General features: G+C 42.9%; 12 protein-coding genes. 10 read left to right on the top strand and 2 right to left on the bottom strand.

The features are described from left to right. Nucleotides 1-4 precede the first annotated feature (4 nt). Entirely contained in the window at nt 5-442 is a 438-nt protein-coding gene (locus I5907_RS15960) for a cytochrome c maturation protein CcmE domain-containing protein (RefSeq protein WP_196991802.1), read from the bottom strand. Nucleotides 443-763: 321 nt separating this feature from the next. On the opposite strand from I5907_RS15960, the gene I5907_RS15955 reads away from it, so the two are divergent. After that, nucleotides 764-1,195 (top strand): DUF3276 family protein, encoded by a 432-nt coding sequence (locus tag I5907_RS15955; protein ID WP_346266789.1) that lies wholly within the window; start codon nt 764-766, stop codon nt 1,193-1,195. Between the two features lie 105 nt (nt 1,196-1,300). Further along, nucleotides 1,301-3,994, top strand: coding sequence for a T9SS type A sorting domain-containing protein (locus I5907_RS15950; protein WP_196991801.1), 2,694 nt, complete (start codon nt 1,301-1,303; stop codon nt 3,992-3,994). 379 nt (nt 3,995-4,373) lie between these two features. Here the strand turns inward: I5907_RS15950 and I5907_RS15945 are convergent, their stop codons facing one another. Next, nucleotides 4,374-6,752, bottom strand: a complete 2,379-nt coding sequence (locus I5907_RS15945) for a sodium-translocating pyrophosphatase (RefSeq protein ID WP_196991800.1) — start codon at nt 6,750-6,752, stop codon at nt 4,374-4,376. A 202-nt stretch (nt 6,753-6,954) separates the two neighbouring features. On the opposite strand from I5907_RS15945, the gene I5907_RS15940 reads away from it, so the two are divergent. From I5907_RS15940 to I5907_RS15905, 8 genes are all read left to right on the top strand, one after another. Beyond that, nucleotides 6,955-7,650 (top strand): zinc metallopeptidase, encoded by a 696-nt coding sequence (locus I5907_RS15940; RefSeq protein WP_196991799.1) that lies wholly within the window; start codon nt 6,955-6,957, stop codon nt 7,648-7,650. 104 nt (nt 7,651-7,754) lie between these two features. Then, complete coding sequence (locus I5907_RS15935) at nt 7,755-8,072, top strand: DUF3467 domain-containing protein (RefSeq protein WP_196991798.1); 318 nt, start codon at nt 7,755-7,757, stop codon at nt 8,070-8,072. Nucleotides 8,073-8,364: 292 nt separating this feature from the next. Beyond that, nucleotides 8,365-9,753 (top strand): Gfo/Idh/MocA family protein, encoded by a 1,389-nt coding sequence (locus tag I5907_RS15930; RefSeq protein WP_196991797.1) that lies wholly within the window; start codon nt 8,365-8,367, stop codon nt 9,751-9,753. 441 nt (nt 9,754-10,194) lie between these two features. Beyond that, nucleotides 10,195-14,466 carry a sensor histidine kinase gene (locus tag I5907_RS15925; protein ID WP_196991796.1) on the top strand — a complete coding sequence of 1,424 codons (4,272 nt, stop codon included), beginning with the start codon at nt 10,195-10,197 and terminating at the stop codon, nt 14,464-14,466. Nucleotides 14,467-14,475: 9 nt separating this feature from the next. Continuing rightward, nucleotides 14,476-15,123: a response regulator gene (locus tag I5907_RS15920; RefSeq protein ID WP_196991795.1), complete on the top strand. Its 648-nt coding sequence runs from the start codon at nt 14,476-14,478 to the stop codon at nt 15,121-15,123. A gap of 96 nt (nt 15,124-15,219) precedes the next feature. Beyond that, complete coding sequence (locus tag I5907_RS15915) at nt 15,220-15,591, top strand: response regulator (protein ID WP_196991794.1); 372 nt, start codon at nt 15,220-15,222, stop codon at nt 15,589-15,591. A 126-nt stretch (nt 15,592-15,717) separates the two neighbouring features. After that, nucleotides 15,718-18,243 (top strand): PAS domain S-box protein, encoded by a 2,526-nt coding sequence (locus I5907_RS15910; protein WP_196991793.1) that lies wholly within the window; start codon nt 15,718-15,720, stop codon nt 18,241-18,243. Between the two features lie 18 nt (nt 18,244-18,261). Next, the gene (locus I5907_RS15905; protein ID WP_196991792.1) at nt 18,262-18,657 is read left to right on the top strand and encodes a response regulator; all 396 of its coding nucleotides are present in this window, start codon (nt 18,262-18,264) and stop codon (nt 18,655-18,657) included. Nucleotides 18,658-18,999: the final 342 nt, after the last annotated feature.

Raw genomic sequence — 18,999 nt, 5'->3', positions numbered from 1 at the left:
ATTATTATTTATTCCCTGCAGATTCGGAGCTATTGTAAGACGTAGCGCCTGCGTTTTCTTTGGCTGTATTCATATCGTCCTTGTATTTGGAAGGGCATTTGAGCAAGATATCTTTACATTCAAACTGACCATCCTTAACGCTTCCCTTTAAAACAAGCCTTTCACTTTTTTCCATATCGGTAGGTTTAGCATTACGATACAGTACTTTAATGGAGTTACCCACAGTGTCAATGGCTGTAAACGTAAGATAGTTGGGGTTTTTTACAGGGTCGTATTCCATTGGCTGAGACTTATCGATTTTGGCAACAAGTGTTACAGCCTTGCCTGGTTTATCTTTGGCAACCGCAATCGTGTCATAGGTTGTAACGTCACCCATAAAACTGATCAGCACTGCAATCGAAACGGCAATCAGCACTAAAGCTATGATATGTGTCTTTTTCATCCAGGAGGTTTTCGTTGCGAAGTTAGTTCAAAAACAATTGTTTTAACAGTTGGTTTAAATGAATATCGTTAAAGGTTGTTAAAGCAACAAACAGTATAGAAGTTTATGAATCATATATATATATCAGGTATGCCTTATCACATAGATTACGATAATTCGGTGAATATTTGCCCCCGGTACAGGCTGACTAAACCCCTTACGATTAATTCTTAATTGAAAAATTGAAAAAAAACCCGAAATGAATTGCTAAAATTTTGGCAATATTAAAACAATACTATATTTGCGCATCATCGGATTAATTAACCAAAATCGTATTAACCAGTGGCTTACGAAAACAACGACAAGAAAATGGAAAGCGTGTACAGTAAACGCATCAGGGCAGGTAAAAGGAGAACTTATTTCTTTGATGTTCGTGCAACACGCGGTAATGATTATTTCTTAACCATTACAGAGAGCAGGAAACGTTTTAATGAAGATGGTTACGACAGGCATAAGATATTTCTCTACAAAGAAGACTTCAATAAGTTTATAAAAGCACTTGGTGAAGCTGTTGATTACGTAAAAACCGAGCTGATGCCTGATTTTGATTTTGACGCGTTTAACCATGAGTATGCTGAAACGCAGGAAGGGGTGGAAGCAAACGAAGAAGTTGTTGCAACAATTGAGACTGTAGAGAGCGTTTCCGTTGTTGAAGTTATTACAGAAACACCTGCTGCTTCCAATGGAGCCACTGAAGAAGTAGACAAATGGTAATAAAAAACTTCCAATATTTTAGCCGTTCAACAGAACGGCTTTTTTGTTTTCTGCGTATATATTTTCAGTATTTTTATCCGTTGCATTTCGCTAAAAACCAACTATATGAAAGCATTTAAACACATTTGCTCAATTGCTACGCTGCTGCTTTTATCAACAACATTTTCTTTCGCCCAGTTATATAAAATTGAACTGGATGAGAAAGTTCAAAAATCATCCCTGATTGTAGAAGGAAAGGTTATTGCCAGACAAAGCTTTTGGAATGAAGATCAGACGATGATTTACACCTCTAACACAATCGAAATCTATAAATCTTTTAAAGGTGAAGTAAAAGACAAAAAGATTGAGATTATTACAGTGGGAGGCACTGTTGGTTTAAGATACATAGAAGCTTCCGATCTGCTGGATTTGGATGTGAATGATAAAGGGGTTTTTTTCTTAAATGCTAAACAGAATAGGAAATCTCCTTTCTCTAATAAAATTATGTATGATGTTTATAGTAGTGCTCAGGGTTTTTTCTCGTATGACGAAATAAATGATGTTGCCTATGCGCCTTTTGCTAACTACAAGGGTATCGAAACAACATTTTATAGTACATTGAAAAGTAAGACCGGATTATTGAAGGTTATTGATAATTCATTTAAGGTCCAGAGTACAAATGCTTCCAATTCAGAAACGGGCACACTAGCCGCAACAATAAGTTCGTTTAGTCCGACGACTGTTACGGCTGGAACATTTAGTGATGCTGCAAACAACGTATTAACTATAAATGGTTCAGGTTTTGGCTCTCCTGGCGGATTATGTGCCGTGCGATTTAAAAATGGCAACAGTTCCAGTGATATTCCAAGTTATTCTTTGCCATACACTTCAAAAAATATCATTTCATGGAGTGATACAAAGATTGTTTTACAAGTGCCAGGTGGTGTTAGCAGGCAATCAAATAGTGGTGTTGCTGCCACGGGTAAAATTTCAGTTGTAACGAGTAGCGGTTCTGTAACTACATCTAGTGATATTTTAAATGTATTTTACAGCCTCATTACACCTGAATTCAACTTTGGGGGATCCGTTATTGCCGGAGAGCCTAGAATGATGAATACAAACGGACAAGGGGGATATACTTATAGATATTGTACCAGTACAGCGGGTGGTGGAAAAAACTTTAGCACGGCCCCTGAAAAAGTGACTTTTGAAAGAGCATTGGCTACATGGAAAGAACAAATAGGGCTAAATTTTATTCAGGGTTCAACAACTACCGTTCAATTGGTGGCAGACGACAATATTAATATTATTATGTTCGATAACAGAAATAAAGGTGCTGACGCGAACATACTGCCTGACGGAACGCTTGCTACAACCTATAGTTTTTTTTCCGCCTGTTCAAAGAATTCAACAGAACTTTATCCCGCGCAAAGAACAGGATTTGATATTGTTATAAGAAACAACGGAGTTTCTTCCGGAAGTACAACTTTTGAAGAAGGTTCCTGCTTCCCGCAGGGTAACGATCTTGATCTAGAAATGGTTATTTTTCATGAGCTTGGGCATGCTTTAAATCTGGCGCATATAAACGATGGCGATGAGAGAAATCAGGGTAACAATGCATTATACGTAAATCCAAACAAGCTAATGCATTATGCAATTTCAAATTATGTAAATAGGCGTTCCTTAGACGCATCAGCTTATCAAGGTGGTCTTTACGCAACGAAAAAAAGAAATGATACTTATGGGGTATGTGATTTGTTCACTACTGAAATGACCCCGCTTTCCTACACCGTAATTCCAAACGATAATTGCCCGTCGGCCTTCCCAACATCGGTGACGCCTTTGAATACCGTTGTTAACTTCGATCTTGTGCATGCCACAAGTAACAAACTTTCAGACCCTCAGTCAAATGTTACCAACTGTGGGGGCACAACAGTAAGCTACGGCCAGTTTGTAGTAAATAACGCGTACTATGCCTTAAAAACCGGCACCTCCACCAACGGCACTTTGAATGTGCTGGTCAGTAATTACGCCACCACGCCCGCAGACCAGGCAAACTGTACCGGCCAGGGCGTAAAGATGTTGGTATTCGATGTAACTACCTGCCCCGCCGGCCAAAGTTTCCCTGCACCTGTTGCATGCCGTTCATTCTCAGCCAACGGCTCTGTAGCAGCCATCACAGGTCTTGCAGCCAATCATAACTATTTGCTTTATTTCGATGGCTTACGCAATACAAAAGCAAAATTCTCTGTAACGTTAAATGGTTCAGCTTTGCCTTTGTCAGTAGCGAAGTTTACCGGTGAGTACATCAACAATACCAATAAACTTTATATTGATATTGTACAGGCCATTAATGTTAAATCAGTGAAGATTGAAAAGAGCGCAAATGGCACAGACTTTAAAGAAATTGGTGCATTGGCAGTAAGTGGCACAGACCTGCTGGGCAAACACACATATACCGACGCGCTTCCGTTTGCGGGCAATAATTTTTATCGCCTGGCAATTGTCAACAATGATGGTTCCGTTGATTATTCTAATATCATCAATATCGGGAACGAATCAGTACGTTTAATACATATTTATCCAAACCCGGTTAAGGATATATTAGTAGTGAATATTACAGCTAACAGTGAATCAAAATACCAGTATAGCGTGTACGATGTTACAGGTAAAATTGTACGCAACAGTTTCTTCGATGCTGCACAAGGTGAACAAACGATCAAAATACCGATGTCAAATGTTGCAGCGGGTAACTATTACATAAAAGTTACAGATGCAGAAGGTAAAGTTGTTGCAAAACAAAGTATCATTAAACAATAAAGGAAATTGTGTTGCCGGCTGTAGTGCTGCTATTAAGCTTCTGTTGTGTCACTCACTTGTACGCCCGGAACTTTATTCAGCAACACGAAGCTAAAGTGTGATACTACCGAAAAGTTATAAAATGCACAGACCGCCCTATTACGTGGCGGTCTTTTTTTGGAATGGCAAATGGCGCATCGTTAATCTATAAGGAAAGTAATTAACACGTTCCTGCAAAACCTGCTTTTGGCAGCAGCAGTACGGTCGCCCGTGCTGCATAGTATTGTTGCCGTACAAGCGTGCGACGCAACAGGCGATGCATAAAGTGGTGTCGCCTGGTACACAAAAAAAATCCCCGGCAGTTACGCCGGGGACGTTTTTATGGTTGACGGTAGAAAACTTATGGTGTTATTGTTTCAGTCAGTTCAATATCTGTGCCTTTCCCGAGGTAAGCACTGTATTTTTTAAGTTCCTCGTCAGACAGCATGTGGTCATTCACCGTTATATGACCATCCTTTATTTTAATGGTATTTACTTCATTATCCTTTGATGGGTAATCTGCCCTCAATGCCTCAACCAGTTGTTCTTTTTGGGAGCTTGCCTGCGAGTAAACATTGCCGGTTTTTTGCGTATTCATTGCCGAGCCTTCGGTACCGTGCATTTGTGCGAGTGTTGGTGCAATAACCAATGATACAATTGACATGAGTTTAATAAGAATGTTCATAGAAGGGCCTGAAGTATCTTTAAAAGGATCACCAACGGTATCGCCTGTTACCGCGGCCTTGTGGGGTTCACTTTTCTTTTTGTAGATCTGCCCGTTTATTTCAACACCTTTTTCAAAACTTTTCTTGGCATTATCCCATGCGCCACCCGCATTGTTTTGAAACATACCCATTAATACACCACTTACCGTTGCGCCTGCAAGAAAGCCACCCAATGCTTCGGGCCCCAGCAGGAAACCAATGATTAATGGAGAAATAATGGCAATGGCGCCGGGTAACATCATCTTTTTTAATGATGCTTCGGTAGAAATGGCAACGCATTTATCATACTCAGGTTTACCTGTACCTTCCATAATTCCGGGAATAGTGCGGAACTGGCGGCGCACTTCTTCAACCATTGCCATAGCTGCCTGGCCAACGGCACGAATAGCAAGTGACGAAAAAATAAAAGGGATCATGCCACCCACGAAGAGGGAGGCCAGTACATCAGCCTTGTAAATATCAATACCATCTATACCGGCAACACCTACAAACGCAGCAAATAAAGCAAGGGCGGTTAATGCAGCAGAGGCAATGGCAAAACCCTTACCGGTTGCGGCAGTGGTATTTCCTACAGCATCCAGCACGTCAGTTTTTTCGCGAACATCGGGTGGTAACTCGCTCATTTCAGCAATACCACCCGCATTATCTGCAATAGGTCCAAATGCATCTATGGCAAGTTGCATAGCCGTTGTGGCCATCATACCTGCAGCTGCAATGGCCACACCGTACAAGCCGGCGCAATAATATGAACCATAAATACCGCCTGCGAGCACAAGAATAGGAAGAAATGTAGACTCCATACCTACGGCTAGTCCGCCTATTACGTTTGTACCGTGGCCGGTGGCGCTTTGACGTATAATACTCAATACCGGGCGTTTACCCATAGCAGTGTAATATTCGGTTATCATACTCATTAAAGTACCTACAACCAAACCCACAGCGATAGCGCCCAAAACGCCCCATTTGCTAAACTCGATGCCACGTAAAGACATCGTTTCCGGCAACAGGTAATACACCAGTCCTACACTTGCAGCACCAGCCAGTATCATAGAGCCCCAGTTGCCCATATTCAATGCTTTTTGTACAACAGCATTACTAATGCCTGCGCTTTCACTTATTTTCACAAAGAAAGTTGCGACAATGGAAAAGATGATGCCGGTTGCCGCTATAAGCATTGGTAAGAGAACGGGAGCCAGGCCGCCAAACATATCATTCGAAACTGTCTCCTGCCCAAGTACCATTGTGGCAAGTACGGTAGCCACATAAGAGCCAAACAGATCTGCACCCATACCAGCTACGTCGCCCACATTATCGCCCACATTGTCTGCAATAGTTGCAGGGTTGCGCGGATCATCCTCAGGAATGCCTGCTTCTACTTTTCCTACAAGATCTGCACCCACATCTGCAGCCTTGGTATAAATACCACCGCCAACACGGGCAAACAATGCAATTGATTCAGCACCCAGGGAAAAACCGGTGAGTACTTCTATTGATTTAAGCATGGCAGTTTTAAACTCTTCGGTGCCACTAACATAGTCGCCCACAAAAGTCATATACAGTATTATGAAGATACTGCCGAGCCCAAGTACTGCAAGGCCGGCAACACCCAGCCCCATAACCGAGCCCCCGGTAAAAGAAACATTCAATGCTTTTGCAAGGCTTGTTCTTGCAGCCTGCGCGGTACGTACGTTAGCCTTGGTTGCCACACGCATACCGATGTATCCGGCAGTTGCACTGAACACCCCACCAACAATAAAGGAAATAGCAATGGACCAATGAGATTCTGGATTGCTATACGCCATAACACCCAGCAGAACTGCTGTGATGGCAACGAAGTAAGAAAGTATCTTCCACTCAGCTTTTAAGAAAGCCATAGCTCCTTCAGCAATGTATTTGCTGATCTCCTGCATACGTGCATTTCCCGGATCTTGCCGGGCTACCCAGTTGAATTTGATCAGTGTATAAAGAAGACCTATTATTCCCATGGCAGGAACAGCATAAAACAGATTGTTCATAAGCAAATGTTAGAATTTTAAAATGTCTATAAATATAGGAGAATAATATTAAAACCAAATCAACCAATGTATTATATCAAAGTAACGCATAAGATACCTGCAGCATGCAGGAATGTTTGCTTTACATCCCTGCATTACTGCTAATTCGTCATACCCATACGGGTGGTATATTTCTTGGACACTACATACAAACACTTATTAAATGACACCAGGAATAATTATTATCTCTCTTGTATTTATGCTTATTGGCATGGTTGTTCAGTTCAGGCTGAAGAGCAAATTTGCTATGTATGGAAAAGTTCCTTTATCCAGCGGATTAAGCGGTAAAGAAATTGCTGAAAAAATGCTCCGGGACAATGGCATATACGACGTGCAGGTTGTATCTGTAAACGGTTTTTTAAGTGACCACTACGACCCCACAAAGAAAACAGTCAATCTAAGCCCTGATGTATATGCCGGCAGGTCGGTTTCTGCTGCCGCAGTTGCTGCGCATGAGTGCGGCCATGCAGTGCAGCATGCCACAGCCTATTCCATGTTGATGCTACGCTCCAAAATGGTACCTGCCGTACAGGTAAGCAGTAACCTTGCACAATGGGTTATCCTGGCGGGGCTTGGTCTTTTTACTTTTGGCGGTGGCAGCCAGGTTGTTTTATTGATAGGCATTGTTTTATTCGCCGTTTCTACCTTGTTCTCCGTTATTACACTGCCGGTAGAGTTCGACGCATCTGCCAGGGCATTGAAATGGCTCGAGACTACAAATATGGCACGAGGTGCTGAGCATGATAAAGCAAAAGATGCGCTGAAATGGGCCGCGCTTACATACGTGGTGGCTGCGCTTGCATCTATTGCCATGCTGGTACAATACATTCTCATTTACCAGGGCAGAAGCAGGGATTAATCAAACCTGCTCAACCACATTCCAATACTAAAGAGTTAAGCACCTTTGCTTAACTCTTTTTTTCTTAATGCTACTGCAACGCTACATTTGTAAAAAATAATGATATGGCCGATCAACAAGCACCACAGAATAACCAGTTGAACATTGAGATTACTGAAGAAGTTGCAGAAGGTACTTACGCCAACCTTGCCATTATTACACACAGCCATGCAGAGTTTGTTATAGATTTTGTAAATGTAATGCCCGGCACCCCCAAAAGCAAAGTGAAATCACGCATCATCTTTACGCCTATGCATGCCAAACGTTTTATGCGTGCGTTACAGGAAAATGTAGAACGCTACGAAGCTGCAAACGGCAAAATACAGGACCTGGAGCAAATAGAACTGCCGCTGAACTTTGGCGGACCAACAGCACAGGCATAATGATACTTTATCTATGACGGGAAATTAGTTAGCAATACACAATTTTGTTATCTTCATCGGGAAGGTAAAAGACCTTGAAGCATGACTTCAAGGTTTTTTGATTGTACACGGACCGGTATTACATATTTGTTGTGCCCGTTGTTTGGCGCGGCTTTGCATATGCAGTATCGTTGCTCAAAAAGGTGATGCAGTACAAGAGTGCGACGCAACAAAAGCATCATGCATGTGCTTTTGCCCGGCCCATACTAAAACTGATTTTTCCTTTAACGATTAACCATAAATTGTAAACACAATGTCTGACCGCCGAAACTTTCTCAAAAATCTTGGTGGCTCTGTAGTACTACTCGGTGCAGGGTCGCTCAAAAGTCTTGCCGCACAGGAACAACACGAAAAGCACATACTGGCGTGGCAAAAAAAATATGCAGCCAGCGACACCATTCGCATTGCCGGAATAGGTATGGGTATAATGGGGTTTTCTGATGTAAGCAGTGCACTTAAAGTGCCGGGCGTGGAGCTCGTAGCCTGTTGCGACCTTTATGATGGCCGCCTGCAGCGCGCCAAAGAAGTGTTTGGCGATCATATATTTACTACCAGGAAATACGAAGAAATATTAGAGCGTAAAGATATTGATGCCGTTATTGTGGCAACGAGCGACAACTGGCACAGCCGCATAAGTATAGATGCCTTGAAAAAAGGAAAGGCTGTGTATAGCGAGAAGCCCATGGTGCATCAGCTGGGGCAGGGGTGGGATGTGGTGAATGCCTGGAAAGATTCTAAAAAAGCCATGCAGGTGGGCAGCCAGGGCATCAGTGGTTTAAACTTCGCAAAGGCGAAAGAGTTATACCTGGCAGGAGAGATAGGACAGATCAATTCTGTTGAGGCCGTCAATAACCGCCACAGTGCATTGGGCGCATGGCAATACACTATTCCGCTCGACTCCTCCCCACAAACGGTAGACTGGGAACGCTACCAGCAATACGCCAAAAACAAAACAGCGTACGATGAAAAGAAATTTTTCCGCTGGCGCAATTACCGCGAGTGCGGTACCGGTGTTGCCGGAGATCTCTTTGTACACCTGCTTACGGGTTTGCATTTTATAACAGGCTCCAAAGGACCATCAAAAATTTATTCACTCGGAGGGTTAACCTACTGGAAAGACGGCCGCGATGTACCGGATGTAATGACATCCATTCTTGAATATCCTGATTGTAAAGAGCACCCTGCATTCCAGGTTACATTGCGTGTAAATTTTGTAAGTGGTGAAGGAGACACCGGCTACACACGCATTACAGGTAGCGAAGGCTCCATTGATCTTGGCTGGGATGGTCTAAAAGTAACGCACGATAAAATGCCTAAAGCGCCTGGCATCGGCGGCTGGGATTCGTTCAACACCTTCCCTAAAAGTATGCAGGACAAACTGATGGCCGAATACAATAGAAAATATTCTGAGGCAGATAAAAAAGTGCCGGAAACAAAACCAATCATTTACAAAGCGCCGGAAGATTTTGATGAACACGTACACCACTTTATGAACTTTTTCGAAGGGGTAAGATCGGGCACACCAACGATCGAAGACCCGGTATTTGGTTTTCGCGCAGCAGCGCCATGCCTGGCCTGTAATGAAAGTTATTTCCAGAATAAGGTGATGCATTGGGATGCAGAAAAAATGAAAGAAGTTTAGTCATTGCAGTAAAGCAACATATTCCAGAACCGCAGTTTTCAACTGCGGTTTTTTGTTGAGAGAAACTTTTGGTTACCGGCATTTGTACTTTGTGGCATCGCCTGTTGCCACGCTCGGTTCATCGTTCCACTTTTATGGCAACTGCAGCGTAGTGGTATTACTTTCGCACTCACTAAAAAAATTTACAAATTAAAAACTTCAAATGTTGCAGGTTTACTTGCCATATGTTTAACATATATAGTTCGCACCCCTTCAAAGTGTTGTTTCGCTATTTTAATAGGCAGCAATAAAATGAGGAACAAAATATGATTTATATCATACGGGCTATAGCCCACACTCCATACAACAATTGATATAAATCATTAGGTTATGCCGAATTAAACGCTTACTTTACAATACGTTGAACCAATTGCTTATAAACAATTACCCCTACATCCGATTATGGCTAAATCCCGACGGTGTGCATTTATTCTCCTGCTTATAGCCATGGCTATAAGTATTTCGGGCGTTATCATTCCAGGGTCATTTCAATCATTTCAACCTGTTGCCTTCATCATCTGGTTAACAGTAGCATCATTCCTTTTTTTCAACTGGTTACAAAAACTGCAGGTTTTTCAAACAACACATACGGCCGCAGCACTGCTGTTCCGGGAGCTTTTCGAAACAGCTCCTGATGCAATGATTGCAGTGAATGAGGCGGGTTCGATTGTAATGGTCAATAACCAGACAGCAAAGCTTTTTGGATATGCAGGCAATGAACTGATCAATCAGCCTGTTGAAATATTGATTCCTGCATCGTTACGTTTTGTACATGAGCAGCACGTAAAAAATTATGGTCATGCTCCAAAGGTTCGTTATATGGGCGCCGGCTTAGAACTGGAAGCGCTCAAAAAGAACGGCACAACTTTTCCCGTAGAAATCAGCCTTTCCCCTGTAAACGCAGGAGACAAACGGCTTTTTGCAGTTTCCGTAAGAGATATCACCGAAAGAAAAATTGCAGAAACAGCACTCAAAAAAAGCGAGAAGAATTTCCAGCTCCTGGTAGGTGGCGTTAAAGAGTATGCCATCTTTTTGCTTGACAAAGAAGGTAAGATAGCGAGTTGGAATGAAGGGGCCGCCCTCATAAAAGGTTATACTGCCGAAGAAGTAATCGGCAAACGTATAGACATTTTTTACACACCGAAAGAACTGGAAGAAAATGAACCTGTAATAAACCTTACTACAGCACGCGAAAAAGGACATTTCGAAAAAGAAGGCTGGCGAAAACGGAAAGATGGCGCCGTTTTTTTCGCAAACGTTGTAATAACGGCATTGTACGATGATAATGGGGCTTTTTATGGTTATGCCAAAATAACCAAAGACATAACAGAAAAGCGGCGTGTGCAGGAACAACTGGAAAATCTCCATCGCCAGATTGAATTGACCAATGACGGTATTTATATCCTGAATGCAGACCGGCTTATTACCAGCTGGAATCGTGGGGCAGAGCTTATTTATGGCTTTACCAGCCAGGAAGCAATCGGGAAAAACTCCAACGAACTTCTTGAAACAGATCTTAGTCCGGAGGCAATCCAGGAAGCGTTAGCCCGGCTTAACGAAGAAGGATATTGGCGGAGTGTTTTGAAGAGAAAGCGAAAAGATGGAAGGGAGATTTATGTCCGCACATCCAACACGGTAATCAGGAATGCACAGCACGACATAACAGGGTATGTTGCAGTCAACATAGACATTACCAAACAGGTACAGTTAAGAAAGCAGGTAGATCACCTGGCAAGTATTGTAGAAAATTCTTCAGAAGCTGTTTTTTCCAGGGATAAAGAACACCGGATATTAAGCTGGAACAGGGGAGCCGAAAAAATGTTTGGTTACAGCAAAGAGGAAGTACTTGGAAAAACAACTGTTGAAATCGGGTTTCTGCCATTTTCAATGGCGGACATCAAAAAAGTGGAACAGCAGATCATCAGCGATAATCATTGGGAGGCAGAAGTTTATTACAAAGCCAAAGATGGCACAGGTTTTTTCGGTGCTGTAACCGGCAACTGTACGCGTAACGACAATGGCGATATAGCATCTTTTACATTCATGGTTAAAGATATTACTGCACGAAAAAGGCTGGAGGATTTTTTAAAAAATGCAAATGAACAACTGGAGGCAAAGGTTGAGGAACGCACTTTTGAATTGTATAAAAGCGAAAAAAGATTCAGGGCGCTCATAGAGCACAACAATGATATGATCGCCATGGTGGATGCAGACTTTAAAGTTGTATACCTCAGTCCTTCGTGCGACAGGATAACCGGCTGGTCACGCGAGGAACTGGTACGAAGATCTGTTATCAAGCTGCTGCATCCTGAAGACAAGTTAAGGGCTAACGAAGCTTTTATGCAGATAATGGCCAACCCCGGAAAAGCCGTGGCATTATCGCTGAGGATATTACAAAAAGGCGATTATTACCTCTGGCTGCAGGGAACTGCAGTAAATATGTTGCACGATGAAGCCTTGCAGTCAATCGTGTTCAACCTGCGCGATGTAACGGAAACAATAAATGCACAGAAAAAACTGGAACGCAATGAAAGACGTTTCAGGTCATTGATAGAGAACAGTGCAGACGCATTTACGTTGTTTGACAAAGACCTGAAGATCGTTTACCGGAGCGCATCTGCATTACGCATTACCGGGTGGAACGGTGATGAGCCCGCATTGTCTAACGTGCTGGCGAACCTGCATGCTGATGATCAGGAAAGGGCGGCCATGGTAATGCAGGAAATGCTTCAAAAACCTGATGAGGTGTTCCAGGTTTCGATACGATACCTCCATAAAAACGGGCATTACCTGCATGTGGAAGGCGCGCTGGTGAACAAACTGACGGATGAAGATATAAGAGCGGTCGTATTCAATTTCCGGGATGTAACGGACCGCGTTATGGCGGAACAAAAACTGGTATCAAACGAAAAACGTTTTCGGTCGCTTATTGAAAACAGCCATGAATTTATCGGGCTGCTCGATGAATCTTTCCAACTGGTTTACCGCAGCCCGACGGCAGAGAAAATAACCGGCTGGTCCAACGAAGAACTGAGCAGTGTAATATCCGGCAACCTGCACCCGGATGATAAACAGGCATTTATAGATGCCATACTTGCTGTGCGGGAAACGCCAGGCAAAAGCCTCAATATTCTCGTTCGCACGCTACATAAAAACGGGCACTACATCTGGCTGGATGCCGTAATAACCAACCTGCTGGAAAATCCTGACGTGCGGGGTTTATTGTTCAATATCAGGGATGTAAGTGAAAAGATAAAAGCAGAAGAAAAGATCCACGCCAGCGAGATAAGATTCAGGTCGCTGATCGAACATAGTGCCGAAGGTATATCATTGATCGATGAACAAATGCGTGTATTGTACCGGAGCCCGACAGGTGAACGCATGCTTGCAGGCAGTGACCCCAAAACAACTATGATGCACGTCTTCCCGGATGACCTGGAAAAAATCAGGATGGCTTTTACACAGGCAATGGCAAAGCCTGCACAGCCTGCAGCATTTCTTGTCAGGTATATGTTACCAGATGAAAGCTTTTACTGGATGGAAGGCACTTTTACCAACCTGCTGCATGTAGAAGGCGTAAATGCAGTTGTAACAAATTACCGCGATGTGTCAGACAAAGTAATAGCGACACAGGAAATTGTAAAGGAAAGAGATTTTTCAGAATCTATTATCAATAGCCTTCCTGCGATATTTTTTATTCACAGGCCGGGTGGTGCAATCATCCGCTGGAACAGGAACCTGGAGGATGTGACGGGGTTTGATGCGGCAGAGCTTATGCTGATGACACCCACAGATCTTTTTGCAGTGGAAGACAGGGGCTATATAAAGGAAAAAATGGCCGAGGTTATGCGCAACGGTCACGCCAGCGCACAACGCAACCTGCTTACCAAAGAGCATAAACGTATTCCCTATTTTTTCAGCGTAACCACTATCAGCTACCTAAACGAGCAATGCCCTGTAGTGGTTGCTGTAGACTTTACAGAACGCCTGCTCATACAGAATGAAATAGAACAAACGACTGAAAAGTTACGCCAGCTTACGGCGCACTTGCAGTCTGTAAGGGAAGAAGAAAGAAAACGCATAGGCAGGGAAATACATGATGAGCTTGGCCAACAGCTTACGGCCATAAAAATGGATATAGCCTGGATAGATCGAAAGACGACAGATGCTTCACCCGTTAAAGGGAAAATAAAAAATATCATACAACTGCTGGATCAAAGCAACCGCTCAGTAAGGAGAATATTAAATGAACTGCGCTCAAACATTCTCGATATGTATGGTATTGTGGACGCCCTTGACTGGCTGGGAAACCAGTTTACTACGCTTACGAAAGTGAAACTTACTTTTCATAAACCCGCAACAACCATCAATACAACAGAAGCTGTAACTACATGCCTTTTCAGAATATACCAGGAGGCACTTAACAATATTGCCAAGTATGCGAAAGCAAAGCATGTGGTGACCTGGCTTACGGATGAAAACGGAACGATTACACTAACGGTGAGTGATGATGGTGTGGGATTTGAACATAATCAAATGCCCGCAAACGATAAGTTTGGTATGCTCGGTATGAGGGAACGCGTATTGTCTTTAGGCGGTGAATTTATCGTTAAACTGCCGGGTAAAGGTGTAACCATAAAAGCCATTTTACCAAACATTGTACAACCTGTTTAACTCCCCGATATGAAAAAGATCATACTTGCAGACGACCATAGTTTTATTAGAATGGGCCTCATGCAGTTATTAAAAGATGAATACCCCACTGTAGAAATTACCGAAGTGAATGATGGTGATAAACTGGTAGCAGAGGTAACAAAAAAAGACTTTGACCTTGTGATCTCCGATCTCGAAATGCCCGGCAAAAGCGGGCTCGAGGCACTGCAGTTTATCAAACAGGTAAAACCAAAAATACCGGTGCTTATTTTGAGCATTTACACCGATGATATTTACGCACTGCGGGTTTTGAAGGCAGGCGCATCTGGTTATCTAAATAAAAACGCAGCACCGTATGAACTGATTCATGCCATCGAAAGAATTAAACTGGGAAGAAAATATATAACTGCGGATATAGCGGAGAAGTTATTGCTTTTACCAGACGACAATAAACAACCGCATGAGCTGCTGAGTAACCGCGAATTCGAGATCTTCAAACTGCTGGCTAAAGGAAAGACCATCACCTACATTGCGGAAACACTTTTTCTTGGTGTTACGACTGTAAGCACCTACCGCAACCGCATTATGTCCAAGCTTAACTTACATACCAATTCAGAACTTACGCGCTACGCCATACAACATCATATCATTTCAGACATTGATTTTTTGAGCATGTAGTAAAACTATTACAAAATGATTACCGGTATTATGACATTTAAAAGTACAGGGCGGCTATGCAATACACCTGTGAAATGAACGTCCTTTGCATTTGTAATGCTGCACATTTTAATCATAGACACGTCTTCTACGATCGTAGATATTATGGAAGAACTGATCCTCGAATCAGTTTCGGGCAGTTCATTGTACAGGGCACAAAACTTTGTAATTGCCCGCCATTTGCTTACGATTGTACAACCAGATGCGATGTTGATTGACATGAATATGCCGGACAATGGTGTATTATCTATACTGGCAGAAAGAAACAGGATTTGCCCCGCCACCAAGGTAATGATCATGACGAATTATGAAGATGATTACCTGCAACAAAAATGTATGGAAAACGGTGCAGACTTTATGATTGATAAATATTATGGCTACCCGCTTGTAATAGAAATTTTGCAATTGCTTTGGCGCGCCAGCGAATGAAAATACCTGAAAGCTTTGCCGGCGACTGGCAAACCACTTAAAGCATTCACTGAAATATATAAGTAACAAACGTATTGCAGCGACCTTGCCAACGTGAACGCTGCAGCCGCCATAAAAAGCGGAACGTTGAACCGAGCGTGGCAACAGGTGATGCCATTTATACAAATGCCGGCATCCCAAAAAATCTTAAGCAGTATAAAAAACTACCGTGATGGAAAGAAATGTGCGGAAAGAACTTTTTCCTTTTGTATTGCGCTGCTGGCAATGCTTGCAGCCGGCTGTGCAGCGTTGCTGCTAATATACGCATGGCAACATGCCGGCCCGGTTACAACCCCCTTTATCATTTGCACTGCCGCAATGTTGTGTATGGTTGCAGCACTGATGTTTACCTGCACAAGAGGCCGCTCTTTATATACTTTATTGTTACACGATGCCGCTGTAAATACAGACCGCCTGAATGACCGGTTTCATTCATTGTTCGATTCCATACCTGCAAGCCTTGTGTTGGTCAATAACGAAGGAACCATTGAGTGCGTTAATAAGAACTGGAAATTATTTGCAGACAACAACGGCTTCAGCAGTGAACATTATGGCGTGGGGCAGAATTATTTTGCCGCAGCAGGTAGTGATTCAAAGCTTGTAAAGTCTCTGCAGAAAATGGCTGAAGGCAGGCAGGATCGTTTTTCCATGATCTACCCATGCCATACAGCAGGAAAGAAAAGATGGTTCAGGTTAATTGCTGCAAGAGCACAGCCATTGCAGCAACCCGGCCTGTTGCTGATGCATATAGACATTACCGATCTTTATACTGCACATGATAACGTACAGCGTACACAGCATAACCTGCAGCAGATCATAGATCTTGTACCACACCTGATCTTTGCACGGGACAGTGAGGGCAATTTTAACTTTGTAAACAAACGTTTTGCAGAATTATACGGTTACGATTCCCCGCAAAAACTTATTCATAAAAATATTGCTGATTGTGCGCCACATGCTACGGAAGCGCAGAAATTTCTTTCAGAAGATGCAACAGTTATGCTTTCGGGGCAACCGGGTATTTTTCCGGAAGATATTTTTACGGACAAGAACGGCGACACACATATTTTTCATACAACCAAAGTTTGCTATACGCCGGCAGATACGCTGAAGAAAGGAATTTTGGGCGTGGCCATTGAGATAACAGCGCAGAAAATAACCGAGACTGCACTTATAAAAGCCGAAGCAAATTACCGTGAAATATTTGAGAAGGCCAATCAAGGTATTTTTATACTGGACATAAATACCGGTGCGCTTATCAATGCCAACAAAAGGGCTTGTGAGATCACTGGCTTTACACATGATGAATTGCTCAACGCCTCACCGGCAGCTATTGCATTAATAAGCCCATGCGCACTGCAGGCAGGCATACAGCATGATGAAGCAGCCTCGTGTGCAGAAAGGCATCATACACAGGAATGGCAACTTACAACAAAAGGCCACCAAAAAATATGGGTGGAAGTTAGTTGCACCATAGCAACCATAGCAGGTGTAAAAAGAATCATTTCATTTTTTCATGAAACAGATGACCGCAAACGTACTGCCCTGGCGCTGAAACAATCAGAGGCAGAGTTGCGCTCCCTTTTTGCTGCCATGACTGATCTTGTTGTGGTACTTGCTGCGAATGGCGATTGCCTGAGTATTGCGCCTACAGGTTACTTTGAAAGCATGCACAACCAGGCAAATTTTACAGGGCAGAATCTTGCCGCTTTTTTACCGCATGATGAAGCAGCAAAAATTTTGAATTGTGTGAAAGCTGCTATAGAACAACAGCAGCCTGTCAGTTTCGAATACAGGCTTAGCGGAGAGGATGCTGAAACGTGGATGGAAGCCAGTATTTCGCCGCTGAGCGATAGCACTGTTTTCTGGGTATCGAGAAACATTACAGAAAGAAAGCTGGCGCAACTGGAACACTGCAGGATAACACAGGATCTTGTGCAAAAGATCAAAGACCTGGAACAGTTTGCCTACATCGTATCGCACAACCTGCGGGCACCCGTTGCAAACATACTTGGTATTACCAACGCGTTACATGCCATGCAGCTAAGTGCGGAAAAAAGAGAGCGGCTAAAAGCAGACCAGCTTACCTGCGTAAAAAAGCTGGATGATGTGATCAAAGACCTTAATTATATTCTGCAGCTAAAAAGCGAGGTTACGGAACGAAAAGAAACCGTACGTTTTGCACAACTTGTAACCAGCGTACAACAGTGTATTGATTACCTGGTAAGGAAAGAGAACGTTGTATTTATTACAGATTTTTCAAAGGCAGGCGAAATAAGAACTTTCAAAAGTTATCTCTACAGCATCTTTTTCAACCTCATTTCAAACAGCATCAAATACAGGCAGCCACACATAAAACCGGTTATAGAAATTTCTACCGAAAATACCGGGAACAAAACAAAAATCATTTTTAAAGATAACGGGCTGGGCATAGATCTTTCAAGACATCAGCAACAGGTTTTCGGACTTTACAAAAGATTTCATACACATACCGATGGAAAAGGAGTGGGGCTTTACATGACCAAAACACAGGTGGAAACACTTGGTGGAAAGATCAGCATAGCAAGTAGTGTAAACCAGGGCACCGCTTTTACAATTGAATTTGACAACTAAACAATATAAACACCAGCCATGCAGCCGTTACATTTCCTCATTGTTGATGATGATGCCATTAACAACCTGCTTTGCCAGCTTATCATCGAGCAGCAATATCCGCACGCCATCGTAGAAACGTTTACCGATCCCGAACTGGCACTGCAACACATCAGCCACCAAACCATTGACGCATTGAATATGAAAACGACCATCTTCCTCGACATTAATATGCCGGTCATAAGCGGGTGGGATTTCCTGAAACAGTATGCAGGTTTTGGCAACGCTGTAAAAGCACATACACAGATATACATGTTGTCATCATCCGTAGACCCGCGTGATAAACAGGCGGCAACAGAAAACATGTATGTACAGGGCTATCTCGAGAAGCCTTTGTCAGCAGAGCAACTTGTGCATGTATTGCAGGCTGCATAAAAAATTACCGTGCTAAAAAAACAGGTAAGTAGCCGGCATCAGCCGTTGTGGCATCGCCTGTTGTGTCACTCACTTGTACGTCCCCCTTTTATGGCGACTTCAGTCCGCGTGTTCATACGCCGCAAAAAATAGCTGTGCTATTGCTAAAACGAGCAAAACTGTTACTGGTGGTATCACTACAAAAAACCTGTTTACATCACGCAAATAGGCTGCAGCGCTTTTACCAATACCGTGAAAAGCACAACATTATATGGTGAAAAAACTTTTGCGTTGTGCTGCAGAATCTCGATATTGCAACGAACCACCTAATCCTTAAGATGTTACCTGAACCGCTAATATCTC

The sequence above is a fragment of the Panacibacter microcysteis genome (assembly GCF_015831355.1).
GTDB lineage: Bacteria > Bacteroidota > Bacteroidia > Chitinophagales > Chitinophagaceae > Panacibacter > Panacibacter microcysteis.
This window is presented reverse-complemented; position numbering and strand designations above follow the sequence as displayed.